A 23240-nucleotide genomic window follows, 5' to 3' on the forward strand; every position below is an offset into this window, starting at 1 on the left:
AGAAAGCGCTTAGCGCGGTGGCCGCTCGCCGGGCGAACTGCCTTTGCTGGGCTCGACGACGATCGTCGGTGTTGTCGTGGTGGTGGTGCTCTTGTCCTGGGGCGTGCGCGGCCACCAGCGCTCGATCTGTGCCGCGGCCCAGTCCTTGCCCGCGAGCCCGAAGGCCAGGGCCAGCGCAAACACCACGCCCGCCAGTACCACCAGGAAGCTCTCGCGCACGATGTCGCCGCCCACCTTGATCTGGTCCAGCGCAATCAAAATAACGAAGGCCATGACCGCATAGCGCGCGATCTGCCCCAGCAGCACGGCATCGCGCATCTGGGCACCGCGAAAGTAGCTCGACACCGCCTCTCCCACGAAGCGGGCGAAATACGATCCGAAGGCCAGCACCAGCAAGGCGACGAAAAGGTTCGGCACAAACCACACCACGCGCCCGAGCAGGTCGGCGATGTAGCTCAGCCCCAGCCCGTTGAACGCCACCAGCAGTGCCGCAAGAATGACGAGCCAGTAGGCCAGCACGCCGAAGAGGCTGCTGGTGTCGCCGCCCCACCCGCCCTGGCGCAAGAAGTTGTCCAGCCCGGCGCGTTCCGTCAGCACGTTGAAGTTGATGGCGCGCAATGCCTTGGTAACGGCAAAGCGCACCGTTTTGGCGATAAGCCAGCCGGCGAGCACCACTACCAGTGCAATGGCCAGGCGCGGCACGAAGGCCCCAACCTGGTAGAGCATTGCGTTCAGCGGCTCCAGGTGAATGCCAAATCGGTCCATGAGTCTCTCCGGTGCGTGAATGCGGTTGCGGACGAAAGCGGCGGATGCGGCGCAGGCATCAGCCGGGCCGCTCTGCCTGCAGGAGCGCCAGCACGCCGTTCAGCGGAACCTGGGCCCAGTCGGCGCGGTTGTTGAGCTCGTAGCGCAGCTCGTACAGCGCCTTTTCGAGTTCGAACAGCGCGAGCAGTTCGGTGTCGATCTGCGCGTTGCCGTCGGCTGCCGCCTGCGAGTAGCCGTCCATGAAGGCCTCGCGCGTGGCCTGCTCCCATGCGGCGGCGGGCGGGGCCAGGTAGGCGGCTTCTTCAACGCTCTGCGCCACGCGCCGCAGGGCCGACCAGCGCGCGTAGTTGAAGGAGCGCAGCATGCCGGCCACGTCGCGCAGCGGCGAGCCCTTGGCACGGCGCTCGTCGAAGCTGCGCGCCGGCTCGCCTTCGAAGTCGATGATGACGAAATCGTTGTCCCGCACCAGCACCTGGCCCAGGTGAAAGTCGCCGTGGTAGCGGCTCTTGATGCCGCCCTGCGTCTGCGGCTTGCGCGCCGCAATCGAAGCCTGCAGCGCGTCTTCCATGGTGAGAATCGCCTGGCCGTCGATCTGCGCCGGCGCCGGCAGTTGGCCCAGCCTGTCGCGCAACAGCGAAAGCGTGGTGGCCACGTCGGCCCGGGCCTGCGCCGCGTAGCGGGCAATGTCTTCGGCCAGCAGCGGCTCGGGCTCGAAGGCCGCGGCGCCCGTGCGCATTGCCAGGGCCTTGTGCAGTTCGGCGGTGCGCCGACCCAGCGTGGCCATGAGCGCGAGAAAGCCGCCGTGCGCGGCCAGCGGATCGGGCAGCGCGCCGTTGGTGGTCGCAAAGTCGCGCAGGAACCGTTCCAGGTAGCCGAGCGTGTGGTCCCAGCCGTCGCCCTGGTTCGACACATACGACTGCACCATGGCCAGCGTCATGGTGCGGCCGTCGTTGGCGGTGTATTCGAGCGCACCCAGCACCGGAACGCAATGCGGGAAGTGCGCCACGTCCGTCAGGAAGCGGCCCATCTCCAGTTCGGGGTTCAGGCCTTCGCGCAGATGCCGGTAGCCCTTGAGGAACAGGGTTTCGTTCACCGTGACCACCGTGTTGCTGCTCACGCCGCTCGGCCGCCCGACGGGCAGGCTGTCGATGTCGGCCTTGACGGCGGCAAACGCCGCCGTGGGGCGGAACCGCAGCCGTCCTCGTGCGGTGTCCAGGTCCATGCCGCTGCGGATGGCCTGCAGCAGCGCACGGCAAAAAGCCTCGTCGTAGAAGGCGTCGCCCATCAGGCCCACTTGCGCCTGCTGCCGCACCTTGGCCACCGCGGCCTGTGCCACTCCGGCCATGCGCTCTTCATCGCGCTCTTCCCAGGCCAGTGCCAGCGGCATGAAATAGGTGGCGCCGCCTTGCGGACCGTCGAGCTCGAGCAGAGGCAGCATCCAGCTTTGCGAGCCGGATTCCCACACCGCATGGTCGGCCAGCCGAGCGCGCTCGATGGTGGTGCCCTTCGATGCGTACCACCGTTGGATCTCGATGTGCCGCGGCAGCACCTCCTGCTCGAATTGCGCGCGCATGCGCTCCGACATGCCGATGCGCCACGGCATCACCCGGTCGCGGAAGAAGCTGGTCCAGCCGTCGAACAGCACCAGCGTGGGCCACTCCTGCAGCGCCACGCCTTCCTGGTGCCAGCTGGGCATCTCGGCGTCGGACGTGAGCCTGAACCAGTAGAACCCATACGAGGCCAGCGTGAGCAGGTACGGCAGCTCGCCGATGGGCGGAAACGGCGCGCGGCCCAGCATCTCGATGGGCACCCTGCCCTTGAAGGCCGAGAGGTCGAGCTCCACCGGCTGCGCGGCGCGCGAGAGGTTGAACACCGTCAGGATGATGTCGTCGCCGTACTCGCTCAGGTAGGCCAGGATCTTTCGGTTGCCCGGCTTCAGAAAGCGCCGCTTGCCGCGGCCGAAGGCGTGGCTGGTCTTGCGCACGGCCAGCATGCGCTTGGTCCAGTTGAGCAGCGAACTGCTGTCGCGCGCCTGCGCCTCCACGTTGAGCGCCTCGTAGCCGAACATCGGGTCCATGATGGGCTGCAGGTACAGGCGCTGCGGGTCGGCGCGCGAGAAGCCGGCGTTTCGATCGGGGCTCCACTGCATGGGCGTGCGCACGCCATTGCGGTCGCCCACGAACACGTTGTCGCCCATGCCGATTTCGTCGCCGTAGTAGATGATGGGTGAGCCCGGCATCGACAGCAGCATGCCGTTCATGAGCTTCACGCGGTCGATGTCGTTTTCCATCAGCGGCGCAAGGCGGCGGCGAATGCCCAGGTTGATGCGCGCGCGCAGGTCGGCGGCATACATGGTGTACATGTAGTCGCGCTCCTTGCTGGTCACCATCTCGAGCGTGAGCTCGTCGTGGTTGCGCAGGAAGATCGCCCACTGGCAGCCCTCGGGAATGTCCGGCGTCTGCTGCATGATCTCGACGATGGGGTGCCGGTCTTCCTGCGCAATGGCCATGTACATGCGCGGCATCAGCGGAAAGTGGTATGCCATGTGGCATTCGTCGCCATCGCCGAAATACTCGCGCACGTCTTCCGGCCACATGTTGGCCTCTGCCAGCAGAAAGCGGTTTTTGTACTGCGCGTCGATGGCGGCGCGCAGCTTCTTGATCACCGCATGCGTCTCGGGCAGGTTCTCGTTGCTGGTGCCGTCGCGCTCTACCAGGTAGGGAATGGCGTCGAGCCGGAAGCCGTCCACCCCCATGTCGAGCCAGAAGCGCATCACCTTGAAGATGGCCTCCAGCACCGCCGGGTTGTCGAAATTCAGGTCGGGCTGGTGGCTGAAGAAGCGGTGCCAGTAGTAGGCCTTGGCCACCGGGTCCCACGCCCAGTTCGACGTTTCGGTGTCGGTAAAGATGATGCGCGTGCCCTGGTAGATCTGGTCGGTGTCGCTCCACACATAGAAGTCGCGCTCGGGCGAGCCGGGCGGCGCGTTGCGCGCAGCCTGGAACCAGGGGTGGTCGCTCGATGTGTGGTTGATGACCAGCTCGGTGATCACGCGCAGCCCGCGCGCATGCGCGGCGTCCAGCATCTCGCGAAAGTCGTCCAGCGTGCCGTACTGCGGGTTCACGTCTTCGTAGGCCGAAATGTCGTAACCGTCGTCGCGCAGCGGCGAGGGATAGAACGGCATCAGCCAGATGGTGTTGACGCCGAGCTCCTTCACGTAGTCGAGCTTGGCCGTCACGCCCTTGAAGTCGCCGATGCCGTCGTTGTTGGAGTCGAAGAAGGCCTTGACGTTGAGTTGGTAGATCACCGCGTCCCGGTACCACAGCGGGTCGTCGCTGATGTCGATCTCGACCGTTTCAAGCGCAATGTGGGAAACAGGTGCATTCATGTTGGGCGCGGCCTCACAGGAAGTAGTCGAAGTCGCGCTCGTCGCCATGGCGCCGCCGGACGACGAAGATGTGCGCGGGCACGCTGTGCGGATCGAGCCGGATGTAATGCCATCCGCCCTGCCACGTAAACCTCTGCCCACTCAGCAGGTCGTGCATCTGGAATGCGCGCGAACTGTCGATGCCCGCGGTTTGCGGATCGAACTGGAGCCAGCCCGACTGCACGTTGTGCGGGTCCAGGTTCACCACGGTCACGATCACGTTGTCGCCGCCCTCGGACACCTTGGCATAGGCCAGCAGCTGGTCGTTGTCGATCTCCAGAAAGCGCAGGCTCCGGTCCCATTGCAGCGCCGGGTTCTCGCGGCGGATACGGTTCACCCGGGCGATGAAGGGCGCGAGGCTGCCCGGGTCGTCGTGGTTCCAGTGGCGCAGCTGGTATTTCTCGGAGTCGAGGTATTCCTCGCTGCCGGGCGAGCGCGGCAGATGCTCGCGCAACTCGAAGGCCGGCCCGTAGATGCCGTAGTTGGCCGACAGCGTGGCGGCCAGCACCAGCCGCGCCATGTACACCGAAGGCTCCCCGCCCTGCAATTGCTCGTGCAGGATGTCGGGCGTGTTCGGCCACACGTTGGGCCTGAAGTAGTCGATGCCCGGCGCGGTCGAAAGCTCGGTGAAATATTCGGTGAGCTCCTGCTTGGTATTGCGCCAGGTGAAGTACGTGTACGACTGCGAAAAGCCCAGCTTTGCCAGCCGGTGCATCACCTTGGGCCGCGTGAACGCCTCGGCAAGAAAGATCACCTCCGGGTGCTCGCGCCGAATTTCTCCGATGGCCCACTCCCAGAACGGGAAGGCCTTGGTGTGCGGGTTGTCCACGCGGAAGATGCGCACACCCTCGCCGATCCAGTGCTCGATCACGCTGCGCAGCTCCACCCACAGGCCGCGCCAGTCTTCGCTCTCGAAGTTGAAGGGATAGATGTCCTGGTACTTCTTGGGCGGGTTCTCCGCGTATTGCACGCTGCCGTCGGGCCGCCACCGGAACCAGTCGGGGTGCGCCTTCACGTAGGGGTGGTCGGGCGCGCACTGGAACGCGATGTCCAGCGCAATCTCCAGCCCGTGCGCGGTGGCCTGCGCATACAGGTGGCGAAAGTCTTCCGGCGTGCCAAGGGCGGGAAGAATGGACTTGTGCCCCCCCTCCGCGGCGCCAATGGCCCAGGGGCTGCCCACGTCTTCCGGGCCGCTGGTCAGCGCGTTGTTGGGGCCCTTGCGCTGCACCCGGCCGATGGGATGAATCGGCGGAAAGTAGAGCACGTCGAAACCCATGGCCGCGATGGCCGGCAGGCGGGCCTCCACATCCTTGAAGGTGCCGTGCACGCCGGGCGTGGTGCCCGCGGAGCGCGGAAACAGCTCGTACCAGGTGCTGAAGCGGGCGCGCTCGCGCTCGGCCTCCAGCGGCAACTCGACCGCATGGCGCACCTGGTGCCGGCGGTCCGGGTGGCGGCGCGCGAGCATGGCCAACTCTTCGTCCAGCGCCAGCGCCTTGAGCGTCGACGCCTCCGTGGCCGGGTGGGCAGCTACCGCATCGAGCTCGGTGGCCCAGCGCGCAAGCGCCTGCCGGTCCGCGCCCTCGGCCCGCTCGGCGGCCGCGGCCACCTCGAGCGCGCCCACCTGCGATGCGATGCGCACGTCGTCGGCGTCCACACGCCGCGCCATTTCGCTGCGCCACGATTCGAAGGGGTCGACCCACGCAACCACGGTGTAGAAGTAGCGCCCCAGCGCGGGCGGCGAAAACGCGGCCTCCCACACGTCGTTGACGAGCGGCTTCATCGGCACTTCGCGGAACTCGGTCTTGTCATGCGGCCGCCAGCACAGCACCACTCGCAGTACGTCGTGGCCGTCGGTAAAGCAATGCGCCTTCACGTGCACCATTTCGCCCACGATGCATTTCACCGGGAAGCGGCCATTGTCCACCGCCGGCAAGACGGCGTCGACCACGGCGCGGCGGTTGCCGTCGCTCATCTCGGGCATTCTCGAAGCTGCGGGCGTCTGCGGGGTTGCGAACAGTTTTTTCATCATGATGGCCGGTGCTCGAGAATCAGCGTGGAAAGCGGCGGCAAGGTGATGCACACCGACTGCATGCGGCCGTGCGAGCGCACCGGTGCGGACTCCACGCCGCCCAGGTTGCCCCAGCCCGATCCGCCGAACTCCACCGCGTCGGTGTTGATGAGTTCGCGCCAGTAGCCGCCTTGCGGCACGCCCAGCACGTAGTTGGTGCGCGGCACCGGGGTCAGGTTGCTGACCACCAGCAGCGGCGGATGGCCGCCCTGCGCCTTGCGCACGAACGCGAACACGCTGCGCTCGGCGTCGTCCGCCACCACCCACTCGAAGCCTGCCGGGGTGAAGTCTTGCTGGTAGAGCGCGGGCGCGCCGCGGTACACCCGGTTGAGCTGCGACACCAGCCGCTGCAGGCCCGCGTGCCCTTCGAGGTCGCACACCCACCATTCGAGCTCGCCGTCATGCGTCCATTCACGGCGCTGGCCGAACTCGCCACCCATGAACAGCAGCTTCTTGCCCGGGTGCGCCCACATGAAGCCGAACAGCGCGCGCAGGTTGGCGAACTGCTGCCACGGGTCGCCGGGCATCTTGTTCAGCAGCGAGCCCTTGCCGTGCACCACCTCGTCGTGCGAGAGCGGGAGCACGAAGTTCTCGTGGAAGGCATACACCAGCGAGAACGTCATCTTGTGATGGTGGTACTTGCGGTTGACGGGCTCTTCCTTCATGTAGGCGAGCACGTCATGCATCCAGCCCATGTTCCACTTCTCGCCGAAGCCCAGGCCGTCCATGTCGGTGGGGCGCGAAACGCGCGGCCACGCGGTCGATTCCTCAGCCACGGTGATGGTGTCGGGGTGCTCGCGGTACACGGCGCGGTTCAGCGTCTGCAGGAAGTCGATCGCCTCGAGGTTCTCGCGGCCGCCGTGGCGGTTGGGAATCCACTCGCCGTGCTTGCGCGCGTAGTCGAGGTAAAGCATCGACGCCACCGCATCCACCCGGAGCCCGTCCAGGTGGTACCGGTCGAGCCAGAAGAGCCCCGACGACACCAGGAAGCTGCGCACCTCGGCGCGGCCGTAGTTGAAGATGCTCGAGTTCCACTCCGGATGAAAGCCCTGCCGCGGATCGGCATGCTCGTAGAGGTGCGTGCCGTCGAAGAACGCGAGCCCGTGCTCGTCGGTGGGAAAGTGCGAAGGCACCCAGTCCAGCAGCACGCCGATGCCGTTCTGGTGCAGGTGGTCGACCAGGTACATGAAATCCTGCGGAGACCCGAAGCGCGCCGTGGGCGCGAAGTAGCCGGTGGTCTGGTAGCCCCAGGAGCCGTAGAACGGGTGCTCCGTCACGGGCATGAGCTCCACATGCGTAAAGCCCATGTGCTTCACATAGTCCGCAAGCTCATGCGCGATTTCGCGGTAACCCATGAAGTGCCCGTCGCGCCGCCGCCAGGAACCCAGGTGCACCTCGTAGACGGACATCGGCGCGTCCAGCGCGTTGCGCGCGGCGCGCGTGGCCATCCATTCGCCATCATTCCATTCATACGAAAGATCGCATATGCGCGATGCCGTGGCGGGCGGATGCTCGGCACAGAAGGCAAAGGGGTCGGCCTTGTCGACCGTGTAGCCGCCGAAGCGCGAGCGGATGCGGTACTTGTAGGTCTGGCCGAGCGCCGCGTTGGGCGCATGGCCCAGCCAGATGCCCGTGCCGTCCGGCGAGGGCGACAGCGGATCGGCGTCGCCGGACCAGTGGTTCCAGTCGCCGACCACGGCAACGGACTCCGCATTGGGCGCCCACACCGCAAAGCGCGCGCCGCCCTCCTTCGAAAGGTGGCAACCCATCAGGTCATACAAGCGGGAGTGCGTTCCTTCGCGGAACAGGTAGGCGTCTTGCGCCTCGGGCTCGGGTAGCTGCTGAGTCACTGGCACCGGTGTTCCTTGCTTGCTTGAAGGCCAGCGACCGGGTGTTCAAAGGAACACGCTCTCGTCAACCCAACGGCCTCAGCTAACAATTTGCAAAGAATTCGGGCCCGGCGGGTAAGGCTGAAACCTCCTTGCCGTGTCGGAGAGTTCCCCATAACGCGATGAGGGACGAAAAATGACCGCGCGCCGGCGCGGCTGTTCAGGCCGCGAGCGAGGCTGCCGGCCATGCGCCCTGCACTCCCGCCGACCGGGGAAGAGTGCGGCGGGAGAAGTCGTCCACGGTCAGGTTGATGGCCTGGTTGGGGTTGGCCCGGAACCGCTTGAGCGCGGCGGCGCCGATGTCGCCGAAGTGCGTCCTGCAGGTGTCGAGCAACTGGTCGCCGAGGTTCCTGGTGCCGAACACGTCGTGCAGGGTTTCTTCTGAAATTTGCGCAATGATCCGCGCGCCGTCGGGACCGTCCGGATAAATCGCGAAGCGGACGCTCGCCGTGTCAAAGCAGTAGATGCCTTCGAAGTCCATGTGTGTCTCCTGTTCTCGCTTGTCTCTTGTGTAGTGGTGAAACGGATTCAGCGCGGAAGCACGCATGCGCTGTCATGGACTTCCGCGCATGTTCAGGAAGGATGCGGCCTACAAGCTTTGCGAGCGCCGTGAATCGTGGCTTTGGTGCAGCAAACCTTGCTGCAATCCATGCCCGCGACGCCCGCCGGCGAGCCAGTTCTTCAGGCCCGTGTGGCGCGGTTTGCTGCGCCCCGGCGTCTCGCCCGGATAGTGCACCCGCGACAGTTCTTCGCGGCCTTTTTCGGTAATGGCAAGCACCTGTGCCGCGGGCTCGGCGCCCGACAGCTTCAGCGGATCGGCCGGGGCCGGAACGAACGCGATCACGAGCCCGGCCTGGCGAAGAATCCTGACCTCGTCGATCTCCTTGGGCGTCCGGAAAGACATGGGAAGGCGGGATGCGGCAATCTGCTTGAGCAGGTCCATCGACATGACAAATCTCCTCTAGGTTTGGAATGACGACTGACGATTTCGACGACGTTCGAGTTAGGTCCGCCTCGCCGGGCTTCAAGGGGTCTGCCGGAAGGTCTTTTTAATCGCGCGCGGCAGGTTCATAGCATCGGGCGCTGCCGCTGCGGCAGCGGAAAAAAAGGCTCTTGAAAAAAGCATGGCCGCGCCTATTTCGCTGATCGGAAGCGCTGGAGAGGCCTCCGGCGCTCCGTTCAACTTTCGAATGGAGGTTTTCGCCATGTACCGATCCTTGTTTCCGCGCGACATGTTCGCCGAGATGGATCGCCTGCAGCGCGAGATGCAGCAGGCCTTCGATCTGTCGCCCACCATCCGCGGCTTCGGCCGCAACGGCTTCCCTGCCCTGAACGTCGGCGGCACGCCGCAGACCGTGGAGATCTACGCGTTTGCGCCGGGTGTCGACCCGTCCAGCCTGGAAGTCAACCTGGAGCGCGGCCTCCTCACCATCGCCGGCACGCGCAGCAACACGCTGCCCCAGGGCGATGCCAAGGCGGCCGTTCACATCAACGAGCGCTTCGAGGGCAGCTTCCGCAGGGTGCTGACCTTGCCCGACGATGCCGACCCCGACGCCGTGCAGGCCAAGTACCGCGACGGCGTGCTGCACATCACCGTGCAGCGGCGCGCCTCGTCGCAGCCCCGGCGCATCACCGTTCAGTGACAAGCAAACGAAAGGAGAGACGATCATGAACAGCAACACATCGCCTCGCGTCGCCGAATCGAAGGAGCTCGCCCGCAAGGAGGGCGCGCGCTACAGCGACGCCGCCCTGACGCCGCCGGTCGACGTGATCGAGGACAGCGGCGGCATCACGCTCTTTGCCGACTTGCCCGGCGTTTCGCGCGAGAAGCTCGGCCTGCACGTGGCTTCCGACACGCTGACCATCGAGGCGGAGTCGGACCTGGCCGTTCCGGAGGGGCTGGAATCCAGCCACACGGAGGTGGGCCTCGGCCGCTTCCGCCGCGTGTTCACGCTCAGCAAGGAGCTGGACACGGCCGCGATCTCGGCTGAACTGAAGCAGGGTGTGCTGAAGCTGCGCATTCCGAAGGCCGAGCACGCCCAGCCGCGGCGTATCGAGATCCAGGCCGCGTGAAGCAGCCCGCCATGACCACATGCTCCGGAGGTGAGGAATGAGCGGTACCGAGTGCCTGGCGCGTTTGCGCGCCGACGCCGAAGCCCTGAGCCCGCGCGCGGCGCACATCGCGCTGGCGCTCCTGCCCGCCGTCGATCACCTGCCGGATGCGTGGAAGGCGGGCCTGCGCAAGACGCTGACCCATCGCGCCAGCGCAACGCCGCCGCTCCCCCGAACGGAATTCGATGCGATCCGCGTGACGGCCTCCAGCCTTCCGCACGCGTACCCGGAATGGGTGGTGACAGACCCCGAGCATCCGAAGGCCCGTGCGCTGATCGTCGAGGCCTGGGAGGCGGCGCAGCGCTATCGATCGGAGCCGGGGCAGAGCGCGCCTACGCCGATGTGAGCATCCCCCTACAGCGCCGGCGCTCGAGCAAACCTAAGGTGGCCGCAAGGACGCCGAAATGGGATTCGAGTATTTCAGGAACCGGCAGCACGCAGGCCGCGTGCTCGCCCAGGAGCTGGCCATCTATGCCGTCAGGCCTGACGTGATTGTGCTGGCCCTGCCGCGCGGCGGCATGCCGGTGGCGTACGAAGTGGCCCAGGCGCTGCAGGCGCCGCTGGACGTTCTGGTGGTGCGCAAGCTGGGCGTGCCGGGCCTCGAGGAATACGCCATGGGCGCCATTGCAAGCGGCGGCGAACAGGTGCTCGACGCAGAGCTTGTGCGCGAGCTCGGCATCGGCGCCAGGGCGGTCGATGAAGTGGTGAGCAACGAACAGCGTGAGCTCGAACGTCGCGAACGCACCTACCGCGGCGACCGGCCCGCGCCCGACCTGGCGGGCCGCATCGTCATATTGGTGGACGACGGGCTTGCCACCGGTGCCACCATGCGCGTGGCCGTGCGCGCGGTGCGCAGGCAGGAGGCGGCCCGTGTCGTGGTCGCTGCACCCGTCGCATCCCCAGAAGCCTGCGCGCTCTTGCACGGCGAGGCGGACGACGTCGTTTGCGCCGAGATTCCCGACTCCTTTCTGGGCGTCGGCCGGTGGTATCTCGATTTTTCCCAGACCAGCGACGAGGAAGTGTGCCGCCTGCTCGAAGAAGCGAGCCGCCCGGCAACACGGTCGACGAAGAAGACGCGTTCAACGCCAAGCAGAACGCGCGCCTCGTGAAAAATGCCGAGGCGTATTACCGATGTGCCTGAGCGGCGCTTCCTCATGGAGCTTGCGGGACCGGCACATGGTCGAGACTGGGCGAGGTGGATCGCCACCTCTGGCGCGGCAGCGAGCGACCGAAGATCGTGGTGTGGGCCCACAACTCGCACCTGGGCGATGCGCACGCCACCGAAACGGGCGAGGAGCGCGGCGAGCTCAACGTCGGCCAGTTGGTGCGCGAACGCCAGGGCCGCGACGCGGTGCTTGTGGGCTTTACCACCCACAAATGGCTTTGCGCACTTCGGGGTTGCGCCAGTTCAGGTCGGGCTGCTCCTTCAGGAAGGAATGGCAGTAGTACTGCCGCTGGCACTCGGCGGCCAGCGCATCGAAGTCTTCCAGCGATGCCAAAACGCGAGTCGATGTTGCAGTAGTCGGAAATGTCGTACCCGAAGTCGGCCATTGGTGAGGGGTAGATCGGCGATATCTAAACAGCGTCCGCGCCCAGCTCGACCAGATAGTCAAGTCGCATCTGTATGCCCCGCAAATCGCCGGTACCGTCTCCATTGCTGTCCTGGAACCAACGCGAATAGATTTGATAAATGACGTTCTTCCACCAGGCATCGGCCGCCTCCCGGTAACGTAGCAAGGCATGGGGGATTGCGCGAAGTACCCGAGACCCTGCTTCTGACACACTACGTGCGCAACGCGGATTCCATCGCGATGCCTGTCCACGACAATGAACACATCAGGTCTCAGGAACATTCGCATCAACTTGAATACGCGCCTTGGCATCGGCGTTGCCGCGGTGGTCCTGGCAGCCACGGCCGCCATCGGCACGGTGGCATTGCAGCTGGTCAAGGCCAGCATGAAGGCCTCGATCGAAAGCGAAGAGTTCGCGAGGCTGTCGGCCGTTGCGAACACGGTCGACCAGAAATTCGTCAGCCGGCGCACCCTGCTCGAGACCTTTGCCACCAGCGTGGAATCGAACGACTTCCAGGACACGGAGGCGCTGCAGGCCTTTCTCCAAAAGCACCAGCCGCTGCGCAAGGCGTTCAGCAACGTGGCGTTCTTCACCGCCGATGGCGACCTGGTTGCCAGCCTGAACGGTGCGCAGCAGCCCGGCAGGGTGAACATCAAGGACCGCCCGTACTTCCAGAAAACGGTCGCGTCCAAGGCCAGCGTCATTTCCGAGCCCTATCTCAACCGGCTGACCGGCCTGGCTCAGGTTGCCATGACCGAGCCGGTGCTGGACCCGGCCAACAACGTGAAGTACGTGATCTCGGGCGCCCTGAACCTGAAGGACCGCAACCTGCTGGGCGAGCTGGCCGACGTGAAGTTCGGCGAAACGGGCTACCTCTTCATCACCAGCACGGACGGCGTGGTGATCGACCACCCGCGCACCGAGCTCATCATCAACCAGACCGGCCTGAAGGGAGTCGGCAACCCCGAGATCGATCGCCCCATGGAGGGCTACGAGGGCGCCACGGAAGGCGTCAACCATGCGGGCGTGCATGGGCTGTACTCCTTCAAGCGCATACAGCAGACGAATTGGGTCATGGGTGCGATGTACCCGAGCGCGGAAGCGTTCGCCCGCATCGAGGCCATCGAGCGCGCGGCCTGGGTCGGCGCGCTGGTGCTCGCGGTGATTGCCGGCGCCGTGGCGCTCACGGTGGTGAGCTGGCAGCTGCGGCCACTGCGCTACCTGCACCGGCATATGCTGGATGTGGACAACGCAGCGCTTGAAAGGCCCTTTCGCACCTACCCGAACGACGAGCTGGGCGACCTTGCACGAACCTTCGACGGGCTGATGCGCCAGCGGAAGTCGAGCGAGAAGTTCCTGCGCGACATCACCGACAACCTGCCCGCGCTGGTGTCGCACGTGGATGCGCAGGGCCGCTACACCTTCGTGAACGCCCCTCTCTGCAGAAAGCTCGATCGCGGCGCGGCGCAGCTCATCGGGCGCACGGCGCAGCCGATCGGCGAGAACGAGGCGGTGGACGCCGCGGTTCAGCGCGTGCTGGAGGGCGAGGCGGTCAGCTTCGAAAGCCGGGGCGACGCACGCCTTGGCGAGGAAGACCGCTTCTTCCAGACCGAGCTGATTCCCGACCGCGACCAGGCCGGGCAGGTGCGCGGCTACTACGCCATGACCTTCGACGTGACGGAGCGCAAGCGCATCGAGGTGAGCCTTGCGCACAGCGAAGCGCAGGTGCGCATCATTGCCGACAACATCCCTGCCCTGGTTTCGCATGTCGATTCGTCGCTGAGATACACCTTCGTGAATGCGAAGGTCAAGGCGCTGCACAAGGACAGGGCCATGATCGGCCGTTCGATGCCCGAGGTGCGCGGCGCCGAGGATTTTTCGGTGGTCGAAGACTCCTACCGGCGCGTGCTTGCCGGCGAAACGGTGGTCATCGAAAAATCCGGCGATCCCGCGCTGGGCATCGGCCACCGCACCTTCAAGGCGCACTACATCCCCGACCAGGACGCGAACGGCGTGGTGCAGGGCGTGTTCGCCATGACCTTCGACATCACCGACGAGGTGAACATCCGCAAGGCCCTGACCGAACAGCAGAAGCGGCTGCGCGACGTGACCGACAACATTCCCGCGCTGGTGGGCTACTTCGACAACGACGAGAACTGCCTGTTCGCGAACGTGCGGGCACGGCGGATGGCGGGCCTGGACGACGGTCCGCTCACCGGCGTCGACCTGCGCAGGGCCGTGGGCGACACGGTATACCGGCAGCAGCAGCCCTACCTTCCCATGGTGCGCGAGGGCAAGGCGGTGAGGTTTCCGGTGCGGACGCCGCTGCATGGCAAGACCGGCTACTTCCAGGTCAACCTCATTCCCGACAAGGACCTGGAAGGCAAGGTGCTCGGCTTCTATCTCATGACCTTCAACATCACCGCGCTGAAGAAGGCCGAGGTCCAGCAGGCCGAAAGCGAGATGCGCCTGCGCACCATCACTGACAACCTGCCGGCGCTCATCACCTACATCGACCGCGAGGAGAAGATCACCTTCGCGAATGCCACTTACCGCGAATGGCTGGGCGTGGAGCCTTCCAGGATCCTGGGCCACCACATCAGCGATGTGGCAGGGCCCGAGCTGTATCTCTCGCGCAGGCACATGATCCAGCGCGCGCTGGCGGGCGAGCGGGTCGAGTTCGAGGCACAGACCCTCACGCAGGACGGCGAACGCACCACGCGCGTGAGCTACGTGCCCGACACCGGGGCCGACGGCGTCACGCGCGGCATCTTCTCGCTGAGCTTCGACATCAGTGCGCTGAAGGCGGTGGAGCGCAAGCTGAGCGGCCTGGCGCGGGTGGACACGCTCACGGGCCTGGCCAACCGCCTCGCGTTCAACGAGTTCCTGCCGGGTGCCATCGCTCGCGCCCAGCGCACGCAAAGCGCGCTGGCGGTGCTGTTTCTCGACATCGACCGCTTCAAGACCATCAACGACACCCTTGGCCATGCGACCGGCGACGGCGTGCTGGTGGAATACGCCCGCCGCCTGCTGGCGAGCGTGCGGGCCACCGACACCGTGGCCCGCCTCGCGGGCGACGAGTTCGTGGTGGTGCTCGAAAACCTGCAGGCGAAAGAAGCGGCCGCCGCCATTGCTCGGAAGATCGTCGACCAGATCGGCGGCGCGCCGTTCGAGATCGACGGACAGAGCCTTCGGGTTACCACCAGCATCGGCGTGGCGTTTCACCCGGCAAGCGAAGCGCCCGCCACGCCGTCGGAGCTGCTCGCGCGCGCCGACACCGCGCTGTACCGCGCCAAGTCCGCGGGACGCAATACCCACGGTTTTTCCGATTGACGCGCTTCAATTGAGAACTTTGGTAGTGACGCGGCATTGCAGCGAGCCTTCGCACGGGGTGTGCTCCTGCTGACAAGCCTGCCCGTGCACCCCAGAATCACCGCAACAGGAGATTCAATTCAATGTCGCCCACCGAAGTCGTCACGCCCGAGCAGTTGCTGCATGCCCTGGAAGTTCAAAGCCGCATGCCGATCTTGCGGATCGGCCAGGCGCTGATGGCCCTGGGCGCGGTCACCGAGGAGCAGTTGCGCGAAGGCCTGGCGCAGCAGCAGCTCGACCGCAGCGTGCCGCTGGGCGAAACGCTGGTCCGCATGGGCGTGGTCACCCGGGAGCAGCTGAAGGCCGCGCTGGTACGAAAGATGGGCTACCCGCTGGTCAACCTGCACCTGTTCCCGGTCGCTATCGACGCCTTGCGCACACTCAGCCACGGGGTTGCGCGTCGCCTTCAGGTGATGCCGCTGATGATCCACCAGGGCCGCCTGATCCTTGCCATGGACGACCCGGCCAGCCGCCACGCCGCCATCGACGAAGTGGAGTTCATCTCGCAGATGAAGGTGGTGCCGGTGATCGGCGAATGCCTTGTGCTGGATACGGTGCTCTACAAGGCCTACGGAAAGATCGGCAGCGACACCATCCTGGACCCGACCATCGTGCACGACCCGTCGCGCCCGCTCGACTTCGAGCCGGCCGCCACCAGCGAGCTCCTGGTCACGCTCGAAAAAGAGCGCCCCGCTCCCGCCCACGAAGAAGAAAAGAGCATCGAGCAGTCGGACAACTCGCTGGTGCGAATGATCAACAGCATGATCGTCGACGCGCACCGCGAGGGCGTGTCCGACATCCACATCGAAAGCTATCCGGGCAAGGAAAAGACGCGCATCCGGTTTCGGCGCGACGGGCGGCTGCGCACCCACCTGGAGCTGCCGGCCAGCTACCGCAACGCGGTGGTCGCGCGCGTGAAGATCATGTGCGACCTGGACATCAGCGAAAAGCGCAAGCCGCAGGACGGCAAGATCAACTTCGCCAAGTATTCGCCGCAGCACCGCATCGAGCTGCGCGTGGCAACCATCCCGACCAGCAACGGCCTGGAAGACGTGGTGATGCGAATCCTGGCTTCGGCCAAACCCATTGCGCTGGAGCAGCTCGGCCTTTCGCAGCGCAACCTGTCGGAGTTCACCAAGGCGGTGGAGCGCCCCTACGGCATGGTGCTGTGCGTGGGCCCCACGGGCTCGGGCAAGACCACGACGCTGCACTCGGCGCTCATGCACATCAACACGCCGGAGCGAAAGATCTGGACGGCCGAGGACCCCATCGAAATCACCCAGGCCGGCCTGCGGCAGGTGCAGGTCAACCCGCGCATCGAATGGACTTTTGCCAAGGCGCTGCGGGCCTTCGTGCGCGCGGACCCGGACGTGATCATGGTCGGCGAAATCCGCGACGAGGAAACCGCCAGGACCGCCATCGAGGCTTCGCTGACGGGCCACCTCGTGCTGTCGACGCTGCACACCAACAGCGCACCCGAAACGGTGACCCGGCTGCTGGACATGGGCATGGACCCGTTCAACTTCGCGGATTCGCTGCTGGCCGTGCTGGCGCAGCGGCTGGTGCGCCGCCTTTGCAGCCATTGCGTGACCAGCCGGCCGATGCGCCCCGAAGAAGTCGATGAACTGCTGTCCGACTACATGCACTCGTTCGGCGCGCACGACACGCCGGCCGAACGCGAGACGGTACGCCATGGCTGGCACCGCCACTACGGTCAGGACGGCCAGCTGCTCGCCTACGCCAGCACCGGATGCAAGCACTGCGACAACACCGGCTTCCATGGACGCGTGGGCATCCACGAACTGATGGTGATCTCGAAAACGCTGCGGCGGCTGGTGCAGGGCGGCGCCCGTGCCGAAGAGCTGCAGGAAGCGGCGCTGCGCGAAGGCATGCGCACCCTGCGGCAGGACGGCATCGAAAAGGTTCTTGCCGGAAAGACCACCATCGAGGAGGTCCGCGCGACCAGCAACGTCTGAGCCAGCGCCGCGTGCGGCAGCGGCCCGTCAGGGCATGGCTGTCCGGATCAGGCGGCATCCCATACCACCGCCGGCAGCATCGCCATGGCGGGCCGGGCAATCTCAATAGCGCATAGATGTAACCCGCCGATCAGCCAATACCCTTTTGAGCCAACTGGCGATTGCGTTCGGCAATGGCCAGTCTCTTGGCTTCATCGCAGCCATGGACCTTGATCGAGAACGCCTTGCTCACGCTGCCCTTGCCTGCGGTGTAGGTAATGGCCAGCCAATAACCGGGGTGGTCGGGCCGGGGCTGCTTGTAGTGGACGCCGCTGACGCCGCTGGAATTCGACTTGCGAAGGATTTCGGAACGGGAGCGCTTGCGCAGCGCTGGAGTCGCGGTCGGCGCGCTCGCGGACTTGCGGATCGACTCTTCCGCGGGATGCAGGGCCGCCAGGCCGGTCATGTGCTTCAACTGCTTCGCCCGTTCCTCGATGGCCATGGTGCGCGCCGCATCGCCCCAGTTGTGGATCGGAAAGTTGGCGCGCAGTATTTCGTCGGGCGCGATGTAGGTCTTGGCAAGCCACGACAGCCCTCTTCCGTCGGACGACACCAGGCAGAAGACGCCCGGCACACCGGTGGTGTTGCTGGCCCGCAGCTTTTCGGCCCGCTCGCGCCGCGTGGCCGGGGGCACGGTTCTCACGACGGCATCGCGCCATTCCTGCGCCCGCCGCAGCGCATGTTCGGCGCCGCCGTAGCTGCCGTTGCCGAACTGCTGGAAATACCGGATCCCGCGCCGGACGATGGAAACCTCGAAACCCCACGGGCGGGCATAGATCCCGTACATGGGCGCTGGGTTGGGAACACCTTTTGGCATCGGAAAGAATTCTAGAAGGGCAATTCGAGTTCGATCCACACCGGCGCATGGTCGCTCGCGCCCGGACGTCCGCGCACCTCGCGGTCCACATTCGCTTCGACCAGCAACGGCGCGAGCTCCCCGTTCAGCAGCAGGTGGTCGATGCGCAGCCCCGCATTGCGCGGCCAGTGGTTGCGCCAGTAGTCCCAGTAGGTGTAGATCGCCTCGCCCGGATGGCGGGTTCGGATCGCGTCGGTCCACCCCTGGGCCAGCAGGCGCGCAAAGGCGGCGCGGCTTTCGGGCTGCAGCAGCGCGTCATTGCGCCACGAGGCCGGGTTGTAGATGTCGGCGTCGGTCGGCACCACGTTGAAGTCGCCGGCCAGCACGACCGGCAGGCCGCAGCCGCAGAGGCGCTGCGCGTGGGCGTTGAGCCGCTCGAACCATTCGAGCTTGTAGTCGAACTTGGGGCCGGGCTGCGGATTGCCGTTGGGCAGGTAGAGGCAACCGACCACCACGCCGTTCACCACGGCTTCGAGGTAACGGCTCTGGCTGTCTTCGGAGTTTCCGTCGAGTCCGCGGCCGGTTTCTATCGGCTCTCTTCCGCGCGCGAGGATGGCCACGCCGTTCCATGATCGCTGGCCATGGAACAGCACGCCGTAGCCCGCTTGGCGAATGGCCGCCGCCGGAAAGTTGGCGTCGGGAGACTTGAGTTCCTGCAGGCAGGCAACGTCGGGGCGGGACTCTTCGAGCCATTCGAGCAGGCGCGGAAGCCGGCTGTTGATGCCGTTGACGTTGAAGGTCGCAATCTTCACGGGCACTGCACGAAACAAGAAACGTAGTGGGCGGATCATGGCCCGAAAGCCGCCCCGGTCTTGTCGGAGAACACGCCCTGCGATGCCAGAAGCGTGCAAGCAGTACCCAAAAAAACAACGGAAAAATGTGAACTACGGCGCGACCGGCGCCTCAGCGATCGCAAATCTCGGCCTGTAATGAGTCGGCATGAACGACTGCATCGGAGGCAACGGTACGCCTGAATTGCCGAGGTCGTCCGCTCGAAACACAAGGCACAACCGCCAAAGGGAAACGCATGACCATCAGCCCCGAACTCCGAACCCGATCGATGCACGGCCCGCGGGCGGCCGACGTTGGAACGGACGTTGTTCAGGGCAACGGCTATCCGGCAAATGGTGAATTCCGGAAGAAGGCCGCATGAGCGAATCCACACCCGTTGCTCAAACCAAGACATCTGCCTGGCGCAACCCCTTTGGTCTTGCGCTTGTGGCGTACTACCTTGTCATGGCAGTCGTGGGTCTGCTGATCCCCGATGACATCCTGCGGGCCAACGCATGGGCTCGGGACTTCAGCGATTTCATGGCTTCCGTGGTTCCTCAGATCGATCGCATCACGGCGCTGAACATCAGGGCAGACGTGAATCGCTTCTATTTCTCCGTGCTGTGGGCCGCGAGTCCCTGCTTGTTCGTGATTTCAGCCCTGAATCGCCCCGGGTTTTCTAGACACCTCTGAGCCTCAAACCTGAGGCCCAATAGGAGGTGCCATGAGTAAGCAGAGATACACCGAAGAGTTCAAGGCCGAGGCGGTCAAGCAGATCACCGAGCGCGGTCACAAGGTGGCCGATGTTTCGGCCCGGCTGGGCGTGAGTCAGCACAGCCTTTATCAGTGGATCAAGGCCCTGCGAACGCCTGCTGGTGATCGGCAGGCGCAGGTGTCGCAGACAGACGAATTGCGCCGGCTGAAGGCCGAGCTCAAGCGGGTCACCGAGGAGCGCGACATCCTAAAAAAGGCCGCAGCGTACTTTGCCAGGCAGTCCGGGTGAAGTACGCGTTCATCGAGCGTCATGAAGGCGAGCACAGCGTTCGCAGACTGTGCAAGGCCATGGCCGTGCACCCCAGCGGCTACTACGCCTGGAAGGCCGAACCGATGAGTCCTCGTGGCAAGGACGATCAACGTCTGCTGGGCCTTCTCAAGCACGCCTGGCTGGAGAGCGGCGGCGTCTACGGCTACCGCAAGCTGACCATGGACATGCGCGATCTGGGCGAGACATGCGGCAAGCACCGGGTGGCTCGCCTGCTCAAGCTGGAGGGACTACGCTCCCAGACGGGCTATCGTCGGCGGCCTGGAAGTCGTGGCGGCAAGCCTGCTGTGGTCGCACCCAACCACCTGCAGCGGCGCTTCATCGTCGGCGAGCCCAACCAGTCTTGGGTCACCGACATCACCTACATCCGCACCCACGAGGGCTGGCTGTACCTGAGCGTGGTGATCGACTTGTTCTCGCGTCAAGTGGTTGGTTGGTCTGTTGGATTCCGCCGATCTCTGACCCTAGATTTCCATTGAATACTGACCCACCCGTTTTGTGAACTCGAAGGCTTCACGATGTGGATAAGTGCTTGATGTTCTCCTTTTTAGGTTGGGATGTGTGGATCTGCCGCAGATTGCGCCGCTGTTTCCGCGATTTGGTGGCCTCGATCGCGAGCCAGGTCGCGAGCTTGTCGGCATAGGGGTCGAGCTTGCTTGAGCTCGCCCGCTTGGCGTAGCGCGGCGCTTCTTCGCCGGCTCGCAGGTACTTCTTTACGGTGTTGCGAGACAGGCCTGTACGCCTGGCTATCTCGCGAATGGACATCTGCTCGCGCAGGGCCCAGCGTCTGATGACACTCAATGTCGCCACGTCTATCACTCCTAGGATCCCCTGCCTTAAAAATGAGCAGGGTAGAGTTTTACGTGGGTCAGTCTTAGACGGAAATTAGTGCGTTAGCCGGGTCAATTTTCGGTGGCAATCAACACAGGGAGGTTCTGTCGGACGGCCCATCGGCTGTCGTGGCAGGGGTCGAGCATGGTGCTGCAAACGCTGCGACCCGCATGCCTTCTACGGCACTTATCGCAGGCCGTATCGTGCCTGCGGCTGCGGTGGTTGGAGGTATCAATGATGCGATCAACGTTGGACAGCACGTTGTGCAGGGCAACGGAGCAGAAGCCGTAACGGAGGGGCTTGGTGTTGGTGGCCAAGCGGGCGGTGCGTGGGCGGGTGCTCAAGCAGGGGCCCTAACTGGCATGTACCTGCTTGGGCCAGGTTGGGGTACGGCAATTGGTGCGTTTTTTGGCGGAGTTGGCGGCGCCTTCGCAGGTGCCCAAGGCGCCAAGTCCCTCGGCGCCTACCTGACGGGCGGCGACACTCCCGACAAGCTCGGCCCACCGCTGACCTTGCCCAATGACACGCCGCTGACACCGACGGTCACCACGTCGGACGGAAGCCAGTACGCGCTGGTGCAGGTCGAAGGCAAGTGCACCTGGTTCTCGATGCAGGACAACCCCGCACTGCCCAGCCGCTATGTGAAAGTCGTCAGCGGGCCCAGGGCGGCCGAACTCACGGGCAGCTACCTCCGGGCGGCGGGCTTCGAATCGCAACTGGCCCAGGCGCGGGCGGAGCTCGCCCAGCAGCAGCGCGGAGCGTTGCGCGATGCGTTTGCGCGCAGCGAGATCCAGTCGGCCAACACCATGGGCCCCAATGGTCTGCCGTGGGACACGCCCTCGCCCGTCGGTGCCAACGCCACCCAGACCTGGGCGCGGTCGCCCGAGCCGGGCCAGGCCCTGAACATCCTGGACGTGCGCAATGCCGATGGCTCCGCCAGCCGCATCGTGCAGGAAGTCGGCAGAGCCAGTGGCGAGCTTCTCGGCGAAAAAACCTATGAGAACCCCGAGGCCTCCAACCCCGACGGCTTTCGGCTGGTGGCGACCAGCGACTATCGAAGCGGGGCTCACTGGGCGCTCGACCGCGAGACGGGCCGCATGGAGCAAGCCGGCATCGCACGCGGCGCGGGCGGCGGCGCGGCTATCGAAGACGGCTTCGCTCCCGACGGCTCGCCCCTGGGACAGGCCGCAACGGTGATCCATGAAGGCAGGGCCCACACGACCGTCTGGGCCCGCGATGCCGCAACCGGCCACTACACCGAAACCGAAACCATCGTCCGGCGCGATGGCGCGGGCAACGTCACGCAGTCCGCAACTGCCGTTCGAAACTACGCGGCCGATGGCACGGAATTGCACAGTGCGGCGCCACCGAACCCCGCACCGAACGAAGAGGGCTCTGTCCACGTCATCCCCGGTTCGTTCAGGACGCCTGCACCTGCACAGGCTCCTGCGCAGCGGGAACCCGTTCCTCAGATCACCACGCATGAATCGCGCATCGTGCCCACGCCGGGCGGCATGAGCTTTGCCGAGGCGCACCGGCGCCGCGACGAGCCCGAGCAGATTTCCCCGGGCTCGTTGCGGCCCGTGGGCAAGCTGGATGTATCCAATTTGGACAAGAGCAGCCCGTTGTACCGGATGCACCTGGCGCAGGAGCAGGCCCATATGCGCGACCTGGAGATTGCGCTGGCGCAGGACAGGGAGCGGTTCAAGAACGAGCCGAGCCCTCAAAGGACGCTGCAGCCTTCGGTGGAGCGCGTGCAGGACCGTGCGCCGGAACGCGTGCAGGAACAGGCGCTGGCCCCAAGCCGGGGAGAACATGTGCCGAACCGTCAAAGCGCCCCTGAGGAGCGCGCCGCCACGCCCCCGGTTTCGCAGCCGATGGCCCAACCCACTGCGGCAGCCATTGCGGCGGCGCAAGCCGAGGCGGCTGCGGCACAGGCCCGGGCGGCTGCGGCGCAGGCCGAATTGGCCGCGATGCGGGAGCGGATGGCGCGCATGGCCGAGCAACGCAGGCCAGACGGCCTGGAGCAACGCGATGAGAGGAATCCGATATCCGCAAGTGCCGCCACTGCCGCGGCTGATGCGAGCCGCCCGCTTCTGCGCGATTTCAGCGACCCGAGCCATCCCCAGCATGCGCTGTACAGCACCCTCAAAGACCTCCTCCCGAAGGGCACCTCCGAAGAACGCCTGGCCCAAGGCACGGCCGCCTGCCACCGGTCGAGAATTACAGAGAAAGACCTGTCGGGTATTTATATTGGCGACAAGTCGGTGATCTTCGCCTCCCGCTCGCTCTTTGCCGTGCCAGCACAGATGGACATCAGCCAGCCCGCACCCAGCGTTCAGCAGAGCGATCAGCAGAGCGATCAGCACATCCAGCAAACCGACCAGCAGCGGGCGCAAATAATGAGCGAGATTCGGGCACAGAACGCAGCGCAAGCCAACCAGCAGCAGGGGCCGGTGATGGGCGGGCGATGAGGACGCACGCCAAGAGCCACGTCAAACACGGCTGCGATCGCGCCCTTCC

Annotated in this window: 18 protein-coding genes and 4 pseudogenes; 11 read left to right on the top strand and 11 right to left on the bottom strand. The window is 65.4% G+C overall.

All coding sequences use genetic code 11. The features are described 5' to 3' along the window. Window positions 1-9: 9 nt before the first annotated feature. The 7 genes from EJI00_RS16880 to EJI00_RS16910 form a co-directional block, all read right to left on the bottom strand. Window positions 10-765 (bottom strand): mechanosensitive ion channel family protein, encoded by a 756-nt coding sequence (locus EJI00_RS16880; protein ID WP_126748653.1) that lies wholly within the window; start codon window positions 763-765, stop codon window positions 10-12. 58 nt (window positions 766-823) lie between these two features. After that, entirely contained in the window at window positions 824-4150 is a 3327-nt protein-coding gene (gene treS / locus EJI00_RS16885) for a maltose alpha-D-glucosyltransferase (protein WP_126748654.1), read from the bottom strand. Window positions 4151-4163: 13 nt separating this feature from the next. Beyond that, a complete protein-coding gene (locus EJI00_RS16890) occupies window positions 4164-6215 on the bottom strand; it encodes an alpha-1,4-glucan--maltose-1-phosphate maltosyltransferase (RefSeq protein WP_126748724.1) in 2052 nt (683 codons plus the stop codon). Beyond that, the gene (gene glgB / locus EJI00_RS16895; protein ID WP_126748655.1) at window positions 6215-8113 is read right to left on the bottom strand and encodes a 1,4-alpha-glucan branching protein GlgB; all 1899 of its coding nucleotides are present in this window, start codon (window positions 8111-8113) and stop codon (window positions 6215-6217) included. The genes EJI00_RS16890 and glgB overlap by 1 nt, the downstream gene beginning before the upstream one ends. A 193-nt stretch (window positions 8114-8306) precedes the next feature. Then, a complete protein-coding gene (locus EJI00_RS16900) occupies window positions 8307-8627 on the bottom strand; it encodes a hypothetical protein (RefSeq protein WP_126748656.1) in 321 nt (106 codons plus the stop codon). Between the two features lie 108 nt (window positions 8628-8735). Beyond that, window positions 8736-9095, bottom strand: a complete 360-nt coding sequence (locus tag EJI00_RS16905; RefSeq protein ID WP_126748657.1) for a hypothetical protein — start codon at window positions 9093-9095, stop codon at window positions 8736-8738. A 75-nt stretch (window positions 9096-9170) separates the two neighbouring features. After that, window positions 9171-9353 carry a hypothetical protein gene (locus EJI00_RS16910; protein WP_126748658.1) on the bottom strand — a complete coding sequence of 61 codons (183 nt, stop codon included), beginning with the start codon at window positions 9351-9353 and terminating at the stop codon, window positions 9171-9173. On the opposite strand from EJI00_RS16910, the gene EJI00_RS16915 reads away from it, so the two are divergent. The 5 genes and pseudogenes from EJI00_RS16915 to EJI00_RS25420 all read left to right on the top strand — a co-directional run. After that, the gene (locus EJI00_RS16915; protein WP_126748659.1) at window positions 9352-9789 is read left to right on the top strand and encodes an Hsp20/alpha crystallin family protein; all 438 of its coding nucleotides are present in this window, start codon (window positions 9352-9354) and stop codon (window positions 9787-9789) included. The genes EJI00_RS16910 and EJI00_RS16915 overlap by 2 nt on opposite strands. A 25-nt stretch (window positions 9790-9814) precedes the next feature. Then, window positions 9815-10219: an Hsp20/alpha crystallin family protein gene (locus EJI00_RS16920; protein ID WP_126748660.1), complete on the top strand. Its 405-nt coding sequence runs from the start codon at window positions 9815-9817 to the stop codon at window positions 10217-10219. Between the two features lie 37 nt (window positions 10220-10256). After that, window positions 10257-10604, top strand: coding sequence for a hypothetical protein (locus EJI00_RS16925; protein ID WP_126748661.1), 348 nt, complete (start codon window positions 10257-10259; stop codon window positions 10602-10604). Window positions 10605-10662: 58 nt separating this feature from the next. Continuing rightward, window positions 10663-11367 carry a phosphoribosyltransferase gene (locus EJI00_RS16930; protein ID WP_126748662.1) on the top strand — a complete coding sequence of 235 codons (705 nt, stop codon included), beginning with the start codon at window positions 10663-10665 and terminating at the stop codon, window positions 11365-11367. Between the two features lie 131 nt (window positions 11368-11498). Then, window positions 11499-11576, top strand: a pseudogene (locus tag EJI00_RS25420) (erythromycin esterase family protein); the annotation flags it as partial. Window positions 11577-11634: 58 nt separating this feature from the next. Here EJI00_RS25420 and EJI00_RS16940 read toward each other — a convergent pair. Continuing rightward, window positions 11635-11995, bottom strand: a pseudogene (locus tag EJI00_RS16940) (alpha-amylase family glycosyl hydrolase); the annotation flags it as partial. A 90-nt stretch (window positions 11996-12085) separates the two neighbouring features. On the opposite strand from EJI00_RS16940, the gene EJI00_RS16945 reads away from it, so the two are divergent. Both EJI00_RS16945 and EJI00_RS16950 read left to right on the top strand, forming a co-directional pair. Beyond that, a complete protein-coding gene (locus EJI00_RS16945) occupies window positions 12086-15163 on the top strand; it encodes a PAS domain-containing protein (protein WP_126748663.1) in 3078 nt (1025 codons plus the stop codon). Window positions 15164-15285: 122 nt separating this feature from the next. Then, window positions 15286-17178, top strand: coding sequence for a GspE/PulE family protein (locus EJI00_RS16950; protein WP_126748664.1), 1893 nt, complete (start codon window positions 15286-15288; stop codon window positions 17176-17178). Window positions 17179-17308: 130 nt separating this feature from the next. Here EJI00_RS16950 and EJI00_RS16955 read toward each other — a convergent pair whose 3' ends face one another. Continuing rightward, window positions 17309-18004, bottom strand: a complete 696-nt coding sequence (locus EJI00_RS16955; RefSeq protein ID WP_126748665.1) for an AP2 domain-containing protein — start codon at window positions 18002-18004, stop codon at window positions 17309-17311. 41 nt (window positions 18005-18045) lie between these two features. Continuing rightward, the gene (locus EJI00_RS16960) at window positions 18046-18825 is read right to left on the bottom strand and encodes an exodeoxyribonuclease III (RefSeq protein WP_126748666.1); all 780 of its coding nucleotides are present in this window, start codon (window positions 18823-18825) and stop codon (window positions 18046-18048) included. A 275-nt stretch (window positions 18826-19100) separates the two neighbouring features. Here EJI00_RS16960 and EJI00_RS25425 point away from each other — a divergent pair, with 275 nt between their 5' ends. From EJI00_RS25425 to EJI00_RS16970, 3 genes and pseudogenes are all read left to right on the top strand, one after another. Then, window positions 19101-19226 (top strand): hypothetical protein, encoded by a 126-nt coding sequence (locus EJI00_RS25425; RefSeq protein ID WP_260590747.1) that lies wholly within the window; start codon window positions 19101-19103, stop codon window positions 19224-19226. After that, entirely contained in the window at window positions 19223-19537 is a 315-nt protein-coding gene (locus EJI00_RS16965; RefSeq protein WP_126748667.1) for a hypothetical protein, read from the top strand. The genes EJI00_RS25425 and EJI00_RS16965 overlap by 4 nt, the downstream gene beginning before the upstream one ends. A 31-nt stretch (window positions 19538-19568) precedes the next feature. Continuing rightward, window positions 19569-20338 (top strand): annotated as a pseudogene (locus EJI00_RS16970) (IS3 family transposase); the annotation flags it as partial. A gap of 109 nt (window positions 20339-20447) precedes the next feature. On the opposite strand, the pseudogene EJI00_RS16975 reads toward EJI00_RS16970, so the two are convergent. Next, window positions 20448-20705: pseudogene (locus tag EJI00_RS16975) on the bottom strand (helix-turn-helix domain-containing protein); the annotation flags it as partial. A 374-nt stretch (window positions 20706-21079) separates the two neighbouring features. Here EJI00_RS16975 and EJI00_RS16980 point away from each other — a divergent pair. Beyond that, on the top strand, window positions 21080-23191 hold the full coding sequence (locus tag EJI00_RS16980; protein ID WP_126748668.1) for a hypothetical protein: 2112 nt from the start codon (window positions 21080-21082) through the stop codon (window positions 23189-23191). Window positions 23192-23240 lie beyond the last annotated feature (49 nt).

The organism is Variovorax sp. DXTD-1, from assembly GCF_003984625.1.
Taxonomy (GTDB): domain Bacteria; phylum Pseudomonadota; class Gammaproteobacteria; order Burkholderiales; family Burkholderiaceae_C; genus Variovorax.